Here is a 21,856-nt window from a genome sequence, read left to right on the forward strand (position 1 = left end):
TTTCTCCAGAGGTAGCAACAGGAATGAAAGCTAAATTTACCGGTCACGATACTTTTCCCCTTAGATATGGTTGGCTCTTTAAAGCTGTTAACCATTTGAATTCAGGTGGTAAATTACAGACGAGCAAGGAAGAAGAAACTCAACAAGCAATAATTAAACTTGGTGTGGGTAAAAATATGGTCAATGCTATTAGGTATTGGGCAGAGTCTGCTGAGTTGCTTTCAAGTAAAAGAACTCAATCAAATATTGATTATTTCATTTCTGAAAACGGTGATTACTTATTTAATGCAGTTACAGGAAAAGATCCGTATTTAGAGCAAATAGGTTCAGTGTGGCTTGTTCATTTTTGGCTAAATTTTAATTTTCAACACCTTAGCGCTTATCGCTACTTTTTTAATTTTTCTCATGTGCAGCATTTTGAAAAATCGAAACTTCTTTCAGACTGTTCAAGTGACGCTAAAAAATTGGTTACTAATGATATAGGTAATGAGAGTACTCTTAAAAAAGATATAGACTGTTTTTTAAATACTTATAGTAAAAAATTTAAAAGTGTTGCTGTTAAGAAAAAGCTAACAATAGATGAAGAACATTTTACCTCACCTTTAACTGAACTTAATTTAGTTACCGATAATGGTGGAGGTTTTTATGTAAGCGATTTAGCTGAGCGGCCTGAACTTCCTATTGAAGTTTTTATTTATGGGCTAATTAAATTTGCTCAAAACGAAACTAAAGATTCAAAGATTAACAGTATTGATTTCGATTCATTATTAACGAAACCTTGCTCGCCTGGAAGAATATTTAGGCTTTCAGAAAGCGGTTTAGGGCAAAAATTGGATGAAGCACAAGAGTACTCTAAAGATGGAGTGTCTTGGTTTGATTCACTGGGGCTACGTCAGGTAAAAATAAATAATGAGTATATGAGTAATCCTTTAGCTGTGCTTAACAAATTCTATGGAGCTACTTCATAATGATGAACTCATTAATTAGTATAAATCAGCGCTATAAAAGTTCAACTAGAATTGACAGTCAACTAGATGATTTCAAACCGTTTTTAAATGATTTCATATTACATGGTACAGCGGTAAATGTATTAGATACAATTAGCCGTGATTTTGTAGGTAGTGAACAAAGAGCCTATACGCTAACGGGCCCATACGGTTCAGGTAAGTCAACAATTGCATTGTTTTTAGCTAGCCTACTTTCTATAAATAAAGCAGAACGTACATATGCAACAACTAAACTTGATAAGGTTGAAGGCGTTCTTGATGATTTTCCTCATCGTTTTAGTGTTAAAAAGGGTTGGCAGGTAATTAAGCATGTTTGCGGTCTTGAAGCACCAGCGAACTCTATTTTGAAAAGTGTATATAGAGCTTTTCAAATTAATTTTAGTGTCGAAGAAGTTAATTCTTTTGATGATGATAAATGTTTAGTTGAAATTAAGCGTACGTTAGGAACTACTTCAAATAAAATTGATGGCACGCTTATTTTTCTTGATGAGATGGGTAAAGCACTTGATTACCAATCAAGGAATAATAAAGATTTACATTTTTTCCAATCACTTGCTGATATTGCGCAACAAGCTAAAAACTCGGTTGTACTTGTAGGTTTTTTACATCAATCATTTTCAGATTATGCAAAAAATAAAGACGCTAAAGCTCAAAAAGAATGGGCAAAAGTTCAAGGCCGTTATAGAGATTTAAGCTTTAACCCTTCAATTGATGAGTCACTTGTATTAGTGGGAGATTCAATTACAAAAACATCTGAAATTATTCATGTTTTAGAAAAAGAGCATAAAAATCTAATTAGTAATGTATTAGCATGCTTTGAACATAAAAACATCAATAAAAAAGCATTATTAAAAACACTCCCACTTGATCCAATTGTAAGTTTGTTGCTTGGTCCCATTTCTAGAAGACGTTTCTCACAAAATGAACGAAGCTTATTCGGCTTTTTAGCCTCCCATGAAAAATTAGGGTTTAGAGAATTTTTATCGACTAATTACGATTCAGGGATTGAATCAACTGATCTATATCGTCCTGAATTACTGTGGGATTACCTACATTACAATTTACACCATCTCATTGTTACTTCTCATGACAGTAAAGCTTGGTTGGAGGGGTGTGATGCTATTTATCGAGCGGAGCAAAAAGGTACAGAGTTACACGTATCAATAACAAAAGTTATTGCGCTATTAACTATATTTGGTTTTCAACATCATTTACATGCGAAAAAAGGGTTTATAACTTCTTACTTTTCAGCTCAGGGTGTTAGTAAAGCAAAAACTTCTCAGGCCATTAAAGATTTAGAATCTTGGACGATAATTATTTATCGTCAAAATCATAATGCTTTGTTTGTATTTCAGGGCAGTGATATTGATATTCACAACATGGTGTTAGAACGTATTGAGTCAGTTAGCCAAGGGGTTGATTGGACAAAAGTTTGTGATATTCCACAAAATATTTTAGCAACTGCACATTATCATAGAACTGGCTCCATGCGTTGGGCAAATACAAAACTAATAAATAAAATTGAGCCTGGTTTTATTAATTCGTTAAAGAAAGAGCCTTTGAAAGGCGCTTCATTTCTTAGTTTTCTTCTCCCTGCTTCCATTGAGGTGGCAAAGGAGTTAGCTGATGCAATGCCAAACCTGCCTTTTGCAGCTATTGGTAATGCTAGCTCTTTACAAAGATTAAAAGAAGCTGCAATTGAATTAATTGCGTTAAACCAAATAGCAAAAGAAGAAGATAAAATTGAACATGATCTAATTGCAACGAAAGAGCTTGATAGTCGAATTTCATTAGCATCTCAACATGTTGAAAAAGAGTTATCGTCAGTTTTTCAATACTCTACCTGGAAGCATCAAGCTGAGGAAATAGCTGGACGTTCTCTTTCTCAAGTAGCTTCAGTTATTGCTGATAATGTATTCAGTGACGCGCCTAAAGCTATTAATGAGCTGGTTAATAGATCTAAGCCCTCAGGTAGTGCTAATGCAGCTATTAAAAAACTACTTATTCGAATGGTTGATTATGCTGATGAAAGAGATTTAGGTTTTGAATCAGATGGTTTTCCTCCTGAAAAAGGCTTGTATCTTTCATGTATAGTTAAGAAAGGGCTACATAAATTTGACCCTGAAAGTGAGCAAGCTGATTTTTACATGCCAAACGAAGATAATGCTGATATGGCGTTATTATTTAGTAATGCGTTTAATTACTTACAAGAAAATAAAAATAGTATTGTTTACTTATCTGAGATTTATTCATTATGGAGTAAAGAACCTTTTGGTGTTGCAAAAGGTATACTGCCAATTTGGTGTCTAGCGTTTTTAATGGCGAACACTGAGCACTTAGCTTTTTACGATAAGGACGTTAATAATAACGATATATTTATTTCGCAACCTGATGAAGAATTTGCAATAAAACTAATAAAAGAACCACAAAGCGTTGGTATTAAATTTGTTGCAATGGATGGTATAAAATTGAACCACCTTGCTTCTCTAGCAAGTGCCATAAACAGTGGTTCAGTAAAGCCTTCAACACTGAAGTTAGCTCAAGAATATGTTCAATTCGTTAGTGAATTGACTCCTTGGACGAAAAAAACGAATAACCTTTCAAAGCTTGCTCGCGGTTTTAGAGACCTTACCTTGTTAGCATCAGACCCTACACAGTACTTAATGGACGACATTCCTAAGCTGTTCAATAAACATAAAGTTAATATTGAAACAGACAAAATTTCTGAAGTAATTAGTGAATTGCGTTCTGCACATTCGGACATGGTTAATGCTTATAGGGCACGTATATCATCATTTTTCAAGTTGGATCATAAGTTACTTACTCGATGTAAAAATGTTGCTAAATACACATCTGATTATAAACTTGAAACATTCGCTTTACGCTTAGCGGAGTTTGCCAGTAACGAAAAGTGGATTTCAAGTATTATATCCCTTTTATCAGGTGTAGCTGAACGAAACTGGAATGATATAGCGCTTGAAAAGGCTAATTCTGAATTAGTTCAGATGATAGATAAGTTTAAAACAGCTTCTCACTATGCTGTATTAGGTGACTTATCCATGAATAAAGTAGATAGTGAATTTAAACAAGAAATGAGTTCAGTAAAAGCGACACTTAAAACAATAGACTCGGCTAAGCAACGAGCTATTCTATTAAGAGTTATTGAGTCACTAGAAACAAAGGAAGTTTAAGTGGATTCTACAAAGAAGACATTACATGTACTCGGCCTTTCTGGCGGTAAAGATAGCGCTGCACTTGCTATGTACATGAGAAAAAATTACCCCGACCTAAATATACATTACTACTTTACTGATACAGGTAAAGAGTTACCTGAAGTTATTGATTTTGTTAATAGATTGGAAGGTTATGTCGGAACTATTATTGATCCTTATGAAGAAGTTTATACATCTAACAGGGAAAAGAAAGATTTTGATTTCCATTTAAAAAAACATAAAAATTACCTCCCGTCCCCCCAAGCACGATGGTGCACTATTCAGATGAAATTAGTGCCATACGAGTTGTGGGTAAATAAGAAAATGAAAGACGAAGGATATGAAGAAGTTGTTTCGTATGTAGGAATTAGAGCTGATGAACCTGAGCGAACAGGCTTTATGACTAACTCTATCTCTGAAAACTATATGAAAATTAAAATGCCTTTTAGGGAAGATGGTATTGACCGTAATGGTGTTTTTGACATTCTCAGAAAAGCTGACTTATTTTCCGATCACCCAGATGTAATTTCGTACCGTGAACTTAAAGAACGCAGTGAAAGTGAAATAACTGCACACTTTAGTGCTTTAGTGGAAAAGAAGCATAGGGATCCTGAGTATAAAGGGAATGTTGACGCGAAGACTTTACAAAAAATTGTTGAAGCCATGGATGATGGTAAGCCCGGCTATTACGGTTGGCGGTCTAGAAGTGGTTGTACATTTTGTTTTTATCAACAAAAAATTGAATGGTTAAGATTAAAAGAAATATATCCTGAGGCTTTTGAAGAAGCTAAAAAATATGAAAAAGCTGCTGAAGATGAACGAGAAGATGGTACTTTTTATTGGTTAGGCAAAGACACCCCTCTTTCAACTTTAGAGTCTGACGCAAGAAAAGATCAAATAGAAACGAATCATAAAAAGAAGTTTGAACGTTTCTTAAAGAAAAAAAATAAACGACGTAACGCCCTTCAAATAGCGGTTAAAGAGATAGATACCGACTATATGGATGACATATACGATGAAGCTGAAGGTGGCGGAGCTTGTGTAACTTGTTATAAATAGAGATATAGCGAGTAGAAGCCCCCATTACATGGCAGGAATAATAATAATGGGTTAACGACGAGGTTAATTGTAAGCTACTACAGTTAAGAAAAAGCCTTAATTTCTTTGGTGAGTTTATCGATTGAGCGACTATTGATGTCAAGAGGAAAGCTTATTCTAAATGTTTTATCGGCCAATTCTCTTGTTAGCCCTATGGCACTTAGCACATGTGATGGTTCTATTTCTTTTGACGAGCAAGCCGAACCTTGTGCTAAACATAATATCGATTCGTTTTTTCTAACTAATGTCTCTGTATCTGTTTCAGGTAGCGTTATCGATAAACAACTCACTAATGTATTTGTACCATTTACAATAAATTTTATATTTTCTTCTTTTAGTCTATTTAGTAAATACTCTTTAATGTTTGTAGATTTAAAAGTGGAATAATACTTTGTAAAATAATTAATAGCAGCGCCAAAACCTGTAATTAAGGGAGCTGCAACAGTTCCTCCCCGAAAACCTTCTTCTTGCCCGGCTCCATGAATTACAGGCATTAAATGTTTTTTTCTTAAGTCTCGAATATAGATAGCTCCTATGCCTTTAGGGCCTCCAATTTTATGGGCAGAAAATGACATAACATCAACATTTAGGTCATCAACATCAATATCTACTTTTTGGAAACTTTGAGCGGCATCACTATGGAATAAGACACCAGCATCAAAGCAAACTTGCCCTATTTCTTCAATAGGATTAATAGTGCCTAGCTCATTATTTACATGCATTACTGAAACTAGAGCAGTATCTGGCCTAATTGCATTGGTGATTGCATCAGTCTCAATGATTCCATTTCTATTTGGTTTTACGTAGGTAATTTCATAACCAATGGATTTCAAGTAATCACATATGACAAATACACATTTATGTTCAACTTGCGTGGTTACAATATGTTTTTTTTCTTTGGCTATTTCGTTACCCAAAAGTAAGCTTTTAAAGGCAATGTTATTAGATTCTGTCGCACCACTTGTGAACACAATTTCACTTGGGTATGCACCTATTTGATCTGCTAGTTGTTCTCGGACTTTATTAATTTCATCAGAAACTTGCTCTCCTAATAAATGACTCGATGCAGAGTTAGCATAATAATGTTCAAAAGCCTCATTTAGGGACTGTTTGACTTCAGGCAGCATAGGGTAAGACGCGGCAGTATCTAAATAAATCATTCGTTTGTCATTAAGTTAAATAATTTTATATATCAGGATAACATGGTTTGTTATGAGGGAATGAAAGATTTGTAATTTAACCGTGTTAGTACCTCCAATAACAATTCACTTTTATGGACCGCCTTCGGCGAATGATACCAGTTGGCTTGATAGCTACATTACACTGGTTTGTTTTCACCAAAGGTGGCCCGAATCAACATGAATATTAACAACTATAAGTTAAAGCTATGTGGGTAGCCAAATTGAGAGATACTTGAGATTTCAGCGTCCACATTATCATCATCTTCCCCCCTTCATGCTTTGGTATTTCCTGTCAGCTCTTTAAAGACCTTTGTTCGCTTTGCTCACGGCAGAAAAAAAAGCCAGGATTGTTTATGATTAAACCAACATTCTTATTCAATTTATCGTTATATTTTAACCTCTCTCAGTGTAGAGAGCTGAGTAACTCTATAATGGCCGCTTCTAATTGTGCTTCTGTAAACTTCATATTCGCCTCAGAAAATCCTTTGATTATTATAATTTACCGATTAAATTCGGTTTACCGTGTGATACCGAGCCTTTCAAAAACTCATTAACAACTCTAGCTATTTTGGCAACTAACTTTTGGTCAGTGGTGAAAAAACCTAGAGGCACAGGAACCGGACTAAGGTCAGGCATAGATAAGTGATAACTTACCGCAGCAAATTCATTATCTAAGAGTAAAATCTCAACGCTACCATCAAATAAACCGTTTCTAATACCTTCACAAAAATCAATGCTACCTAATTTATGTTTCCATGCTCTACCAGCTTGCCTTTCAACATTCTGATGGTCACCACAAGGTAAATACACCTTCAGCTTATAATTCGTATTTTTTCCATTCGTTTTATAGTTATTCAGGCTATCTTTAGCTTTATTAAAGCCTTCACTCATTCCCCAATAATGAGTATTAGCACCAAACCAGCAAAGCTCTCTTGGTTTTTGCGTCTTTTTATGGGGCTTGAGTTTCTTTAAATTGTTTTCAATAACAGCCCAAGGCTGTTTACCATATAATGGGCCAACCAAAAGCTCATACGGTTTATCAAAAGAGCCAGCTACCATTTCAGCCAGCATTCCTCGAAAGTCGATACTGTCATCTTTGATAAAACGACTAACAGACATATCTTCAAAAGCATCCCATGCGGCAGCAATGCTATCTATGTTGTTACCCAATCTAATGTTGTCAGTTTCTTGTGCAATAGCCTGTGTTATCGCCTCATCATTTTCGTAAAGTTTATCAACGTAAAAAGGCTTAATTCGGCTGTCTAAATCTACCTCAAACTTACGCTTAACTCTGTGAGCGATAGTTTTTTTTCTAGACACTTTATCAACTGAATAAAGGCTAGGTAACGAGTTATCATGAGTTTTAATAACACCCAATTCACCTCTTTCTACTAGCCGCTGAAAGTGTTTAATAAACATAGCTCTTGCATGCTGCTCACTTAAGCTTTGTACTTCATGGTTAACATTTAAACGAAGACCTGTGTGCCAATTTTCATGCTGGTTTTTAACTTTATTAAACCCAGCTAATTCAAATGAAACAGAAGAAGTTCTAGACTGTGGCTTTTCGATCATAGGTTTATCATCTAATGATGAAAAATAAGCTTTTGCCAATGTGGTTAAAAATAGCTTTCCCTCGTCAGAATATGCAACTTCACCTTTGCTTATTGGTTCCTCAATAGCAGCCGCTAATTCACGTTGGTTAAAGCCAAAAAACGAAGACAGTTCAAACTTCGAAAGCGGTGAAATATAAAGTGCTTTAAGCAAAAATTCTTTTATGAAAGGAAAGCCTTGTTTACTTAAATAAGAGTATTCAATGCCGAATGTTTCAGTAGGCACAATATAATCCACTTCATTAAATTCAATCGTTGTGTTTTCCATAACAGTTATACCGCCTTCTTAAATTTCTTGGTTGTAATGTCTACAAAGCGATACAAGTCTTCACTAGCATTTTCTTCCATAAACTTAATAACCTTTCCAAATGGCAATTGGCTATTCTTTCCTTGCCACATTCTCTTATCACCAACAATTACCAAACGGTCCATAGCTCTTGAAAGGCCAACATTAATTCGGTTTGGTAGCTTTAAAAATCCTGAACCTTGTTTTTGCTCTGAACGTGTAACCGATAAAATAATGACGCGATTTTCTTTACCCTGATAACTATCTACAGTATCAATTTTCAATAATTTGGTTAGTTCATCAGACAAAGAGGCTTTTTTAACTTTTTGTCTAATACGTCTTTTTTGCTCGGCGTACATACAAATAACACCAATAGCGGCTTCACCTTCTTTTACTTGCTCTAGTAATGAATGAACAAAAGTCTCGTTTTCATCAACCTGTTTAAGCAAATCGACAATAGCATCAGCTTCAGCATCGTTGTATATACTTCGACCAGAACCCGTTTGATGATTTGCTTTTTTGTTTAAATTCGACGTATCAAGCCACGTTGTAGCTGAACTCAATGCTTTGGGTACATCACGGTAGATATCAGGGATCTTTCTCTCACCATTTTCTAGTTCACCATCATAGAAACACTGAGAGACCAAAGTACCAATAGCAGGAGCCATACGATATTGTACAAGTAGTTTTGCACCTACTTGTTTTCCGTAATCACTTTCGAACGCACGAGCAAAGTCACTTTCAATTAATTCATCAATATCATTCGATGATTGAATACCTAAATGTCTTGCTAACGCTTTTTTGTGAGGGTCGGTATAAAGCGGAGGTAATTGTTTATGATCGCCCACCAGTAGCACTCGTTTACCTACTTGCATAGCTATTGCAAGTTCACTTGCTATGGAACGAGCCGCTTCATCAATAATGATCCAGTCATATTGATTACTTGCTATATCAATATTCCAGTTACCAATACCAACACAAGTACCCGCAACCAACTGCTTTGAACGAGCCAAAAACTCGTCCATATTCGCATTGCCAGATTGCATAACCCGTATCATATCTTTCGACAATTTTACTAGGGGCTGTTGATCTTTCACATTGGTAGCCAAATCATTGCACATGCCAGCGCTAACATACTCTCAAACTGTAATTTCAATTTATCGTACCTTGTCGCTATAGCACGGAAGTGCTTTAGCCTTGCAAAGGCATTTTCAACTAAATGCCTATATTTATATAAGCACCAATCAATATCACCATTACCTGTTTTTGAGTTTTTCTTTCTAGGGATCACTGGGCTTGAGTTTCTCTCTCGAACCTTATTTCTAATGACTTCACTATCATAGCCTTTGTCTGCGATAACAAAATCGCCTTGGGGCAATAATTCAATCAGTTCATTTGCCACTTTACTATCATGAACATCGCCGCCTGTAATAATAAATTCAATTGGTAAGCCATAACTATCAACAGCTAAATGAATTTTACTTGTATTACCGCCACGACTTAATGCTATCGCTTGTTCTTGTTGAGACGCAGCACCTGTACTGTGTTGATGTGCTTTAACATAACTGCCATCAATGAATTCCCACTCAGTGTCACTATTGGCGGATAATGATTTGAACAACCTTATTAATATTCCTTTTTTAGACCAAAGTAGAAATCGGCGGTAAATAGTATTCCATAAACCAAAACACTCAGGGAGGTCACGCCATGGGCAACCAACACGTAAGCGATATAAAATTCCTTCCATCGTTTGTCTGTGTTCAAGCTTGTTATAAACTCTATCTTCAAGCAAAATTGATTTTAGCTTCGACCACAACTTATCAGTGAGCATTAATCGGGGCATGGTAATCTCGTAAGGTTTGTTTTTGGCGAAGTAAATTATACGAGATTACCGCTTACGCACAAAATTCAAACAAAGATCAACAGCCCCTAATCGTTGAACTGAACTAGAGATATTAGGTTCAATAGCATACTCATGGTTTAAATTTTTAATTAAGCCTTCACGAACATCACTTAAGTTATCATGCCAATCTTTGTTGGTACGTATACTCTGAGGCAATCTACTGTTAATTAATGACTTTCTTTCACCAATTTGTTTTTTAAGCTCTTTCTTCTGTTTAGCTACTAATTCTTTATCCTCAAGTGCTATTAATACACTTTGTTGCTCGGTAATGTGTGAAAGGATTTGCTTATCTAACGTTAAATAGGCTTCTAAATAATCAGCCGGAGCTTTTAATGACTTAGCTAGGTTCAACACTCGATATTTTAATTGAGTCTCAAATTGTTCTACTTTTTGACTAACAATATTGTCAGAATAAGCATCACGTAAAGAGTGAGAAATAGTTGATTCACTTCGACTAAAACGCACTACATCAAGATCCGTTTTTAAACGGCCACAATGTTTTCGAATTCGTTCAGCAGCAGTATTCACAGCTTCATGTGACTGGCTTACCAATAAAATTCGCTCAGTGCCTTGTTTTTCTATTAAATAATGAACAAAAGCTGCAATAAACTCGGTTTTACCTGTTCCCGGGGGACCTTGCAACATTGAAAGTGGGCCGAACCTTAGAAGCTTTTGAAAAGCTATTCGTTGTTTATCATTAAGCTTAATAGCATTACCGTTATCGTCTTTACGGTCATAACGTTTAAAATCTTCGTCAGTGACAGTTAAGTCATAGTCTGTAGGTGCTATGTTACAGTCAGGTTCAAAATAATCGGATAAGTTTTCAACAATTGAATCTTGATCAAGAATACGAGTTAATGCGTTCTTTCGCTTATTAAAAGACGACTTGTCAGCTTTACTGCGAAAGAAAATGATATCTTCTTCAGTTAAACGGTGAGCTCTATTCGAATAACGAGATAACTGCACTCTATTCAATCCTGAAGCAGATAAATTGACTTCGCCAATAAAGTAGTCTTCTTCATCATTAACGACAATAGCTTCAACCTGATCTTTAGCGGTAAAGCCATCAAGTGGATCTTTTTCAGCTTCATATGGCAGGATTAGAATGTCTTTATCATCCTTATGTGTTCTAGGCTCACCAATAAGCTCTACATATGGATGAGATTCAGTCTCTGTTTTAAGAATTGCCTTCCAAAGCTCTTTGGTCGATATCGGCTCAACACTGATCTCATCCTCAATAATATCGTTGGGTTGTTCTATTGAAAGCGGCGCTACTTTTCTCTGTTTTAACTGAAATTGTTTAACTGCATTTTCGAAACTATAAAACTGTCGAATACGTCTATTGAGCACTTCTAGATTACTTGCTCTACCTTGAGTAATACGAATAGCAAAAGGAAGTTCTAAAACAGCATTTTCGATATCTCTAGGAAAAATACTATCTCTTTTTTTAGGCGCTAAGCCATGTTCAAAAGTGAAACTTACTTGATCGAAGAAAAGCCTAAAGAAGCCACCTAATCCACAAAAGCTCATTACCAAACCAGAAGCTTTCTTATCACTTTCTTCTATCGAAACATATAACTTACCGTTATCAGGGTATATTGTTAGAGGATCAAAGTTTTCTCTTGCTCCTCCTATTTCAATATCAATCGTTTCAACCGATGGTTGTGTTGTTTTTTCTGGATTTAAAACAGCATCTTTAAAACGAGTTAATTCCCTAAAGCCAAAATCAACGTCTTCAAGTTCATGAATAATAGCTCGGCTAACTGCTTCAAAGTTTGAGCTTTCAGTGCCCCAATCAATTTCTAGTAACTCTGCACTTATTTTCATTACCGCATAGTTATCACGTTCAAAGGCTGAACTATTATCAACATCTGCGGGGCTATATTCGGTATTAAGCAGCTCTTCTGCATCATGATGAAAATCCAAAACATCAATAATAAAAACGTCACCATGCTTATCTACAAGAACGTTTTCAGGCTTTAAGTCGCCATGTGCAAAGCCTAATGAGTGCATATGCTCAATATGGGCAACTAAGCTTTTCACAATATCGTTTCTGCGATTACGCATACGATAAGGATCTAAAGCTTCACCCTCAACCCATTCACTCACCAAATATAACGAGCTATCTCGTGCGGTAATGCCATAATCAACAATAGACGGGATAAAGCTTAAATTGAGGCTTTGCAGCTTTTCGACTCGCTCTAAAAACGATAACGTGCGCAGCCCGAGACCAGCATTAATATCAGTAGGATTAATATTATTCCAAACTTTTACTACACCGGTATCGGCTTTATAGACTTCTTTTGAATCGTTTGCAGAAATTTCTTCTACTTCAGGATGCAATTTGCTTATTTTGCTAGCCTTAACAAATCGTTCTAGCTCTTGCGTTGAAAAGCTAAAAGCGGCTTCTTTGCTTGGCTCTTGTTCAACCAATACATCTAAAAACTCACCAGCATTAGCAAAGTTTTTACCGTTAAGTGCTTTTAATAAGGTGTCGCCATACCAAGCATCACATTGTGAGAGGTCTTTCTCTAGTGATTTTTCAAGCGCAGGTGTTAACCGCTTGGCTTCAAGAATTGACCAGGCAATAATCGCAAGGCGAGAAACATCGTAATGATAGGGAGATAGCGAAGGCGTAGCTTGGTTGTATACCGATAACTCATCACGAATATCACCTACGGTTTCTTTCTTGCGAGCAAAGGCCGAAATAAAGTTTGAAAGCGCAACACGTTGCCCGGTACTTAACCAAATACTGTGTTTACCGATATCTCGGTGGGCGAGTTGTAATTGGTGCAAGTCTGCAAAGCGAGCTATTAACACTCTAACCAAGTTAACACGCTCATCAATGGCTAAGTTTTCACCATAGGTAGCGATAAAGTCATTAAGGCGCTCATGACCATGAGGAAGCTCAACAACCTCGTTGTACTGCGAGGTTATCTTCTCTTTAGTCGGTATTGTTAGTGAAGAAACACAATGCTCGTATAGCTCTCTATTTTCTCTTTTGATCTTGGTGAGTACTTCACGTTCACGAGAGGCAATTTTTATACGTCCATCAGGGGTTTTAGCATCATGATTTGAAAGTTTATCAAAATCCCAGCTGCGGATAATGGCACGATCATTTTTGTCGGCTTCACTTTGAGCAAGGTACTCTTTATAAACCTCATTCGGGTGATCAAAAATTTGCTCTTGGCCTAACCAACCTTCAACTGATAACGGTCTAGCTTCTACTTTTTTATCATTTAGTAGCAAGCTGTTTTCTAAAAGAGGGATATCTTGAAGTAAGACTTTTGCATCAGGATGTGGAGTAAAACGCTTATTAAATTGGCCTTCGTTAAAACATAATTTACAAAAGTCAGTTAACGTTAAGGTATGGGCTAAATCATTTTTTTGTAGCTTAGAAAAGTTACTATCACCGCTCATTACTACTAAATAGTGGATACGAGGAAGACGCCCCTCATTTTTAAACTTCCTTGCAAATGGTTTAAGTAAGTTTGTAAGTATATGTTCTTTCTTTCGAGTGAGCTCTACTGGGGATGTACCTCTGTCTTCATTACCCCAAAACCATTTTCCTCGATTTTCAGTAATAGGTTTACCATTCCAATCTTTCAATTCAATAATTAAAATATTACAGTGGGTTACTATCAATAAATCTATTTCACCTTGCTTATGTTTATTGATAAAGCGAAAGCCTGCATAACCTTTCCAGCTTTCATTAAAGGGCTTCTTTAAGGCTTGAAGGGCTTCAAATCCATGTCCTTGATTTGAACTTTTACCTTTCTGATTTTGCGCATTTGGTGTACTTAATACATTTTCAATTTTTTTAATCGCATCGATTTCGTGGCGCTCTAGGCCACCGTCCCAATATTTGATATCCATATTTACTTCTTATTCTTTTTTAGTGTTATTAACTGCTCGTTGTGATCTGTTAAGTTTTACTCTGCGAGTTTGTGCTTCACATCAATGTCAAAATTTTCATCATTTATCATTGATTTAAGTCTATCATTATTTAGTCGAACTAGAACATCTAAAGTCTAACCATCCTGATATTTATCAGGAGTAGGTTTAGCGTTTAAATTTGATTAAAATGAGAAAAGGAGACTAAACATACCGTTAAACACTATGTTTAAATAGGCCTTTGTCGTTACACTCCAAAGAAGAGTAGCCAGAACATCTGGTCTATTGGGCTGGCACAAATATGCCTTAATCCTTATATTATACACAAATTAGTTTTTGTATTAATTTGTCCCACATTACTAAATCAATAAACTGGTCCTTTTTCTGGCGAAGCCAGGTATCAAAAAGAACTTTACTAAGCCAATCATTATTTTTATCACTCTAAAATACATTGTTTCCCGTATTTCACACAAAATATTGCAATAGGCAATTTTTTTAACCCCTATCACAGCATCAGAAAATTGCTCCTCTGGTAAATTAAAAAGTACAAAAGTCGCGAGTCAGAAATCTGACTCAGCATCACTGACCAGATGTAGACACATAAAAGAGAGTAAAAGCAATGAAACTATTTATTAGTCATATCGACACCCCTGCAATTCCAGCTGAATCACAAAAGCAAATAACTAACTACATTTCACCAGCAGTTAAAGAAGCCATTGAAAGCGGATTTGAGAAAAAAAACATCATTATCGTTAGTGATGAAAACAATATTTATCGTGACGCATGTATCGCACGTTCACACCAAGTAAAGCTACAACTTGGCGAAACTAAGGTAAGTTTAGGAAGTACTCCATTGGCCAAATCACTATTTATCTTAACTCTGGCTAGCCGTAACAAAGATATCCTTAGAGAGAAAGCTAGAGCATTCAAAGAATGCAAGAAAGCATTAACCAAAATGACAATGGAAAGCCTGGAGCTAGTCATCAAAGAAAAGCTTTCAGACTCAAACGAGCTTTTTATTAGTGAATTAAAAACTGATATAGCCAAAGGAAAAGCCGAAGTCATTAAATCAATTAGCATCAGTCCTGATAACAAAAAAGTTAAGTTCGTTGATGCGGATTATAAAGATGACCTAAATCACCTTGTTACCACTCCAGGTATTCATTTATTTACCGGCGAGCGTGGCACAGGAAAATCAGAATTGCTCATGCGCTTATTTAAAGAAGCGCACATTGACAGGCGCTACCCTATCTACATGTCAGCTTCTCGTGTGCTGACTGAAGAATTGATCGGCGACGATATGCTGAACTACAAATACGCATATGCAGACTCATTCGCTCGCGGTGCTCTTGGAGTAATGCTAAAGCTTTTACTTGATGATAACTACCATGACTTGCGCCATGACTCTGAATCACTTTTCATGGATGAGCTTGAAGACTTACGAGATCTATCAACATCAGAGATCGTTGGCAACGGAACTCTTGAAGACAAAAAGCTTCTTCTTCAAAGATGGGAAGAGCAAATCATAAAATCTACTTCTGCTTTTGGCGCAGATGCTTTTGTTAATGACGATACTTTAGATTGGCTATATAAGTTAGCTGAAAAGTCAGGAAAGACAATCTATGTATACAACCAGAAAAGCCAATTTAAAAAGCCTTTGATTCGCGTTATGCCCTATGCAACCAATCTTGAGTTAAGTAGACGCTCAATAATCAATGGCGAAAAAAGCGGTATTTTCTCAGACAACCAACACAATAAAGTAAAGTCAAAATTTGAAGCTAATATCATAGCTATAAATGGTAAGAAAAAGGAAATTCAGGAAGACGAGCAAGAATACATTGCCGATTATGCACAAATTGACGCTGCTTTCATGCACTCCGAAAAATCAAAAGAAATTGGCGATATCTCGAAACTTGCCAGCGCAGTTCAAGTTGTATTCTATAATACCGCCGCAAAGAATGGTTTAAGTATACTTGATACTGATTATAAACGTGTATCGGTACTTGGACATGGCACATCAGCACCAAATGATTTTGTACAGGCAGATGGTCGCCTTAGACTCAGAGAGCAAGTTTGGTTAAGCTTTGATAAGCCTGAACGTAGACTTTGCACAAACCCCGTAAGTATTTTGGTTAACATGATTAACAAAGAGTTTAGCGATACCCTTACAGCAGATATGCTAAATGACATGCTAAGCGACCCGCACTTACAATGTATTGCTTCTCGCATTGCATTCAAGAATAAAATGCGTGAAAACTATGAATTTACAGTACTTTCTATTTATGGATACTTAAGTCATGAAATTGAGTTTTTTGATGATAAAGAAGCAAGAGATAAAGGCAATAGAAATCGTAAAGCCAGTACAACTGAAGAGAAAGCTACTCGCGATAAAAAAATCATTACAGCTGATAAAATTACTGAAATTGAAGCCAAAAATATTGTAGTAATGGGTAAACACGCCAATAATAACAATAAACACAAACTAAGAAACTATGAGTTAAGAAACTTCTATAGAGTAGCAGAGGTAACTCAGGAATTACTTGATTTTGATAATGATGGTAAAGGAGCTCTAATACTTAAAAACCTTATGCTTGCAGAAGATACGGCCAAAACACTGACGATTGATGGACAGTTCAAAAAACGACTTATTCAGCGCTTCATTAGTACAGTGCAATTACATGATGAGAAATTTAGGTACAACAATACTGATGCTAAAGAATTTCATGACTTCTTATTTAATAATGAGATTAAGGTTGGTATTCAAAGTCGCAAAGCAATCGATGTTTTTTACGAAAATTTTGAGCAAGCTAAAGCTTCAAGTGCATTACCAACGATCACATCAGTACTTAAAAATGAACTATGTATTGAGCCAATTCAAAAAGGCAAAAAAGACAAACAGAGAGCTTACATTGCTAACCTTTCAAGTGATACGAAAATGTGGTTAGAACACATCCAAAACAGCAGGTTTACTTCAAAAGTTCTATTGGTGGCATAAGAAAAGGCAGGTGACCAAACCTGCCTCAGGGCGGCGAGAGTAGTGCCGCTTTCTTATCCTGCATTATAACAACAACAGCCCTTATTGCACACAAAAACAAGCAATTAAGAGTATTTTTGCTATATATTTCGTGAATTAAAACGGTAACTGGCACATCCATTTTTTGTGCTCAAATTCCTCAATCATTTGCAGTACAGGCTGATGATTTTTGAACAACCAGCGCTTCGTTTGTTGCTTATATCGCTCACTGACGGAGCATGCTTGAGACTTGATTAGTGATGCGATGCACATAATTGAATTCGTATGATAACCACCACCAAAATAATATATAGATGAACGTATTGAGTCTTCCCAGTCCCTCGTTGACAATGCGATGTATATTGCTGCCAAGACTACATTTTTTGCGTCACCATTAATTTTTAGGTTTTGCTGAAGTTCAATGTGATCTTTTGGTCGAGCATAATTGAAATTAGACAGCAAATAGTCATAAATCTGATCAGCCGACTTATCTTTAACTGCATGAACGACATAACAGACAGCTTGGGCGCTTGTGATAGCCTCAACACTATTGTGAGTAGGCCTACAACTCTCAGCCGCTAATTCTAATATCTGAAATAACTGGACGTCCAAAGTACCAATCACCCCTGCACGCACAGCAGCAGCGCTTCCCGCGCTTTCTTGCATGTAGTTTATATCGCCTTGCAGCAGCCAAAATTCAGTAGCATCATCAAAATTAGTAACAGTATTTTGCAGGCCCCACTTCATGAAACACTCACCAAAATCAAGGTCGTTGAGCAATGCATCTGCTGTACTAGCGAGCATTAATGAATGCGATGAAATTGCGCTTTTAGTACTTGTTAGTTCAATAATATTATATGTCTTTATTGCTATATTTTCGAACTCAACACCTATGTAATTTCCAACGATTCCGCCAATCATATACGCTCCAAATTCAATTCAGTTGGACTAAGCCCCTTTCCTAGTAAAATCAGTTGAGCATAGCTAGCAGTGTACTCAACACCTGGTCCTATTAGCTCATACACGCTGCCTGTGTGCGTTCTAACATGAGTGTCTTTGATGTATATTTTAATGTTATGACTGTATTGTATTCAAAAGATTTTATTTTTTTCATTGAACGATGTAAAAAATGATGACTGCCGATTTAAAGTACGGTAATGTTATTGGGCTATGAACATTTATAGCACCCTAAAAATAACTCAATAAAGGAATTTAAGTTATGAAATTTTCACATTTACTCCCTACAACAATGTTTGTTGTTGCTGCAAGTTTTTCTTTCAATGCAATCAGTGATGATACTTCAGTTACAGGGGCATCTTCAATCCAAGTACAAGAGCCACATGATGAAATTGCTGCATTTAACTCTATTCAAGAGTTTGAAGAAGCAGCTACCAATGGTATTCAATCCAGTGCATATCAACGTTGTAGTGCTACGGTTTATACTCGCTACACGAGTATAAAATTGGATGATGAAAAATCTATTACAAGCTTTACTTATGATGGTGGTAGCTGTCGTAGATACGGTTTTGCTGTTTTAAGAAACTATGAGGGGCATGATTTCAAGGTAACTTTAGTTGATAGTTCAGGTAAAAGAGTTGCGGGTGGCTATGGTGTAGCTGTTTCTACTTCTTTATTTGACGCAGGTACTTATTATTGGATAGTTAAGAATAAGACAACGACAGGATCTACTTATGGTGGAATTACATATGAAGTAAGATCTGGTGGCTAGTTAATATAAATAATGATTTAAAATGAAAGTTTAAGTTTTATAAAGTTATGCCGATAAAATAAGACAATATATGAAAAAGGATTTTATATGAAAATTAATAATAACTCATTACATACCCAACTTGGAAATAGCGGCACTACTTTTAAAAAAGTAGATAGCGAAAAACTTGAAAATATTCCTGAAAAAAATACTATAGCCGAAAGTAACTTAAACACAACTCACCTCGATCCTAAAATTAAAGAAAAAAAAGATAATAATGCCTTTGATTCATCATTAATTGAGGGAAGTGGTTATGAGCAACTATTCAACAAAGAAGAACTTGATTTTTCTAATATGAGTATAAATGAACTTCATAGTATTGTTAAAAGTGCGAATGATATGCAGTGGGAATACACACAAAAATACGGCAGTGATGAACCAGTTAGATTAGGTAAGTCAGGTAACCCAATCATATCAAAAAAAAGGGAGGATATGCTAAGCTTAGAGACTACTCTTGAGATTCTTTCTTATGGTGGAGGTGATGTAGCTCCTGATAAAAAAATTGATGTTATGGAGTATTTTTCTAGCAGTTCAGAGAAATTAGATGGGCTTGCTAAACAATACCCAGAACGCCGAACTTATCAAGCAAGAGCCTCCTACATGAAAGAAATAATTAATACGTTTGATAAATTTATATCTGATGATACATTTGATATATATCAAGAAAAGGCTGCTTTATTGTTAACCGATAAAAAGAAAATTGATGTTTTTATTTGATAGCAATTTTATTAGCCTGTTGTTGTTTAATTAATTCGGCTTATACTAAATTATCATATGACTCTGTAATAAACTGAATATTGCCCATTTCGTCTGGTTATAATCACAATTAGAACAAGTACCTAAATTTTTTCTTTCATAACTATCTCCCTGATTTTGTTGTTATTTGTTTTGTATATTCTTTTTTAATCATGGCTGTTTGCTCGTCATAATCTATATACATAGTAGCGCTAAACTTGGCTTTCCAAAGGTTCGCATCACCTTGCGTAAATACAACAAATGCATTTATTGCATAAGCGTTCATATTTCCAACTTTAAATATCTCTATAAACTTTCTTTTAACTAAAACTTTAATATGTTTTGCTATTGTTTTTCTTCCTAATTTAAACAACTTTTCTAAAGTTGCCATAGAAACGCAAATAGCATTGCTATTATCCATTTCACTGACGAAAAACTCTAATATTGAGTTAGCAACTGGCTCTTGTATCGCAAGTTGTACTTTGGCTTTATAATTCTGTTTGTTCCAAGAAAAAAATGGTGCGCTCTTCTGTTTTGCTTTTTTTTCGCCTGTTTCACTGTCAGTCTCTAAATCAACAGGGCAAACCTGATCATCTTCTCTTTTCGTAGTATATCTTTCTGCAACAGCTAAATTATTCATAACATTCTCCTTATAAATTGTTTGAATAGTATTATTGATCCATATAAATAATTTTTGTCAAACCAAGTTGTGTAAATAAATACCGAAGATGTGTAATGAGTGATACATTAATGCACCGAGCTATAGTCGTTTCTGGTGTATGAGAAAAAGTCATTGCGATGTAATCTGTTAATTGATCTTGACCAGATCAACAATTAACCAGAGAGACATCGCAATGACTGAAAATGATAATGTTATTTCCATTGAAAAACCAGACAATCCGTTAGAGCAGTTGCTTAAAAGCGGGGCGCAGCAGTTGTTAGCTCAAGCGATTGAGGCTGAGTTGGCTGTTTTATTGGCTCAATACCAGCATGAGACCGTCGAGGGACTTCAGCGGATCGTCAAAAATGGTCACCAGCCTGAGCGTACGATCCAAACAGGCCTTGGTGATATTGAGGTCAAAATACCTAAAGTCAGGGATCGAAAAAAGGAAGGCATTAAATTCAATAGTGCCTTGATCCCGCCTTATCTGAAACGGACAAAAAATATCGAAGAGCTGATCCCATGGCTCTATTTACGAGGAATTTCGACGGGTGATATGCAGCCCGCTTTAGTGTCTCTTTTAGGCGAGCAAGCCAAAGGTTTGTCGGCCAATAGTGTCTCTCGGTTGAAATCCACCTGGGAAACGGAGTATCAGCAGTGGTCTAAACGTTCCTTGGCTAAACGTCGATATGTGTATATCTGGGCCGATGGGATTTACAGTAAAATTCGAATGGATGATAAGCTGTGCTTACTGGTAATTATGGGGGTAGATGAAACGGGCAGAAAGGAGCTATTGGCGGTGGTTGACGGGGTTCGTGAGTCTGAGCAGAGCTGGACTGAAGTGTTAAATCAGTTGCGCTCACAGGGTCTAACAATACCACCAAAATTGGCCATAGGGGATGGTGCGCTGGGGTTTTGGAATGCCCTCACCAAAGTATGGCCAACAACCCAACATCAACGTTGCTGGGTGCATAAAATCGCGAATGTGCTAAACAAAGTGCCGAAATCAATGCAACCTAAAATCAAAGCGAATTTACAAGATATCTGGATGGCAGAGAGTCGAGCTTCTGCTTATAAAGCGTATGATTTATTTGTTAAAAATTACTCAGTCAAATACCCAAAAGCGACGGATTGCTTGATGAAGGATAAAGATGAAATGCTGGCATTTTATGATTATCCTGCTGAGCATTGGATGCACATAAGAACGAGTAATCCGATAGAGTCAACGTTTGCGACGGTAAGGCTGAGAACGCATAAAGTGAAGAGTTGTGGCAGCCGGACAACCACCTTAATGATGGTTTTTAAACTCGCGCAGTCGGCAGAGAAAAAATGGTACCGCTTGCGAGGGTTTAAGTTACTGGCTGAAGTAATTACAGGGGTAAAATTTAAAGACGGCGAAAGAATAACTCAAGATCAAACAGAGCATCAAGATGAGCTCATACACCAGATTTGACAATAACTCTAATGCACCATTGCACCCTGAAAGAT

General features: G+C 36.3%; 14 protein-coding genes. 7 read left to right on the plus strand and 7 right to left on the minus strand.

The window, feature by feature from the left end; all coding sequences use genetic code 11:
* The first annotated feature begins 23 nt into the window (after positions 1-23).
* Genes AC0VZ4_RS15720 through AC0VZ4_RS15730 form a run of 3 tightly spaced genes read left to right on the plus strand, consistent with a single transcriptional unit; the run spans position 24 to position 5,278 of the window.
* Positions 24-968 carry a DUF4007 family protein gene (locus tag AC0VZ4_RS15720; protein ID WP_475440127.1) on the plus strand — a complete coding sequence of 315 codons (945 nt, stop codon included), beginning with the start codon at positions 24-26 and terminating at the stop codon, positions 966-968.
* A complete protein-coding gene (locus AC0VZ4_RS15725; protein ID WP_475440128.1) occupies positions 968-4,198 on the plus strand; it encodes a hypothetical protein in 3,231 nt (1,076 codons plus the stop codon). Before AC0VZ4_RS15720 ends, AC0VZ4_RS15725 begins: the two co-directional genes overlap by 1 nt.
* On the plus strand, positions 4,199-5,278 hold the full coding sequence (locus AC0VZ4_RS15730; RefSeq protein ID WP_475440129.1) for a phosphoadenosine phosphosulfate reductase domain-containing protein: 1,080 nt from the start codon (positions 4,199-4,201) through the stop codon (positions 5,276-5,278).
* Positions 5,279-5,361: 83 nt separating this feature from the next.
* On the opposite strand, the gene AC0VZ4_RS15735 is transcribed toward AC0VZ4_RS15730, so the two are convergent.
* The 5 genes from AC0VZ4_RS15735 to AC0VZ4_RS15755 form a co-directional block, all read right to left on the minus strand.
* Entirely contained in the window at positions 5,362-6,477 is a 1,116-nt protein-coding gene (locus tag AC0VZ4_RS15735; RefSeq protein ID WP_475440130.1) for a cysteine desulfurase family protein, read from the minus strand.
* Positions 6,478-6,990: 513 nt separating this feature from the next.
* Positions 6,991-8,376 (minus strand): hypothetical protein, encoded by a 1,386-nt coding sequence (locus tag AC0VZ4_RS15740; RefSeq protein ID WP_475440131.1) that lies wholly within the window; start codon positions 8,374-8,376, stop codon positions 6,991-6,993.
* 5 nt (positions 8,377-8,381) lie between these two features.
* Entirely contained in the window at positions 8,382-9,464 is a 1,083-nt protein-coding gene (locus AC0VZ4_RS15745) for a DEAD/DEAH box helicase (protein WP_475440132.1), read from the minus strand.
* Positions 9,465-9,487: 23 nt separating this feature from the next.
* Positions 9,488-10,237, minus strand: coding sequence for an IS5 family transposase (locus AC0VZ4_RS15750; protein ID WP_475439649.1), 750 nt, complete (start codon positions 10,235-10,237; stop codon positions 9,488-9,490).
* A gap of 45 nt (positions 10,238-10,282) precedes the next feature.
* Positions 10,283-14,173, minus strand: coding sequence for an AAA domain-containing protein (locus tag AC0VZ4_RS15755; protein ID WP_475440133.1), 3,891 nt, complete (start codon positions 14,171-14,173; stop codon positions 10,283-10,285).
* A 637-nt stretch (positions 14,174-14,810) separates the two neighbouring features.
* Here AC0VZ4_RS15755 and AC0VZ4_RS15760 point away from each other — a divergent pair.
* Positions 14,811-17,186, plus strand: a complete 2,376-nt coding sequence (locus AC0VZ4_RS15760) for a hypothetical protein (RefSeq protein WP_475440134.1) — start codon at positions 14,811-14,813, stop codon at positions 17,184-17,186.
* Between the two features lie 135 nt (positions 17,187-17,321).
* On the opposite strand, the gene AC0VZ4_RS15765 is transcribed toward AC0VZ4_RS15760, so the two are convergent.
* On the minus strand, positions 17,322-18,125 hold the full coding sequence (locus AC0VZ4_RS15765; protein ID WP_475440135.1) for an ADP-ribosylglycohydrolase family protein: 804 nt from the start codon (positions 18,123-18,125) through the stop codon (positions 17,322-17,324).
* Between the two features lie 298 nt (positions 18,126-18,423).
* Here AC0VZ4_RS15765 and AC0VZ4_RS15770 point away from each other — a divergent pair, with 298 nt between their 5' ends.
* Together AC0VZ4_RS15770 and AC0VZ4_RS15775 are read left to right on the plus strand one after the other, a co-directional pair.
* Positions 18,424-18,933, plus strand: coding sequence for a hypothetical protein (locus AC0VZ4_RS15770; RefSeq protein WP_475440136.1), 510 nt, complete (start codon positions 18,424-18,426; stop codon positions 18,931-18,933).
* An 87-nt stretch (positions 18,934-19,020) separates the two neighbouring features.
* Positions 19,021-19,689 (plus strand): hypothetical protein, encoded by a 669-nt coding sequence (locus AC0VZ4_RS15775; protein WP_475440137.1) that lies wholly within the window; start codon positions 19,021-19,023, stop codon positions 19,687-19,689.
* Between the two features lie 142 nt (positions 19,690-19,831).
* On the opposite strand, the gene AC0VZ4_RS15780 is transcribed toward AC0VZ4_RS15775, so the two are convergent.
* The gene (locus AC0VZ4_RS15780; protein WP_475440079.1) at positions 19,832-20,347 is read right to left on the minus strand and encodes a hypothetical protein; all 516 of its coding nucleotides are present in this window, start codon (positions 20,345-20,347) and stop codon (positions 19,832-19,834) included.
* Positions 20,348-20,561: 214 nt separating this feature from the next.
* Between AC0VZ4_RS15780 and AC0VZ4_RS15785 the strand changes: the two genes are divergently transcribed.
* Positions 20,562-21,821 carry an IS256 family transposase gene (locus AC0VZ4_RS15785; protein WP_475439694.1) on the plus strand — a complete coding sequence of 420 codons (1,260 nt, stop codon included), beginning with the start codon at positions 20,562-20,564 and terminating at the stop codon, positions 21,819-21,821.
* The last annotated feature ends 35 nt before the right edge of the window (positions 21,822-21,856 follow it).

This window comes from Pseudoalteromonas sp. QJM3NY_22 (assembly GCF_056173065.1).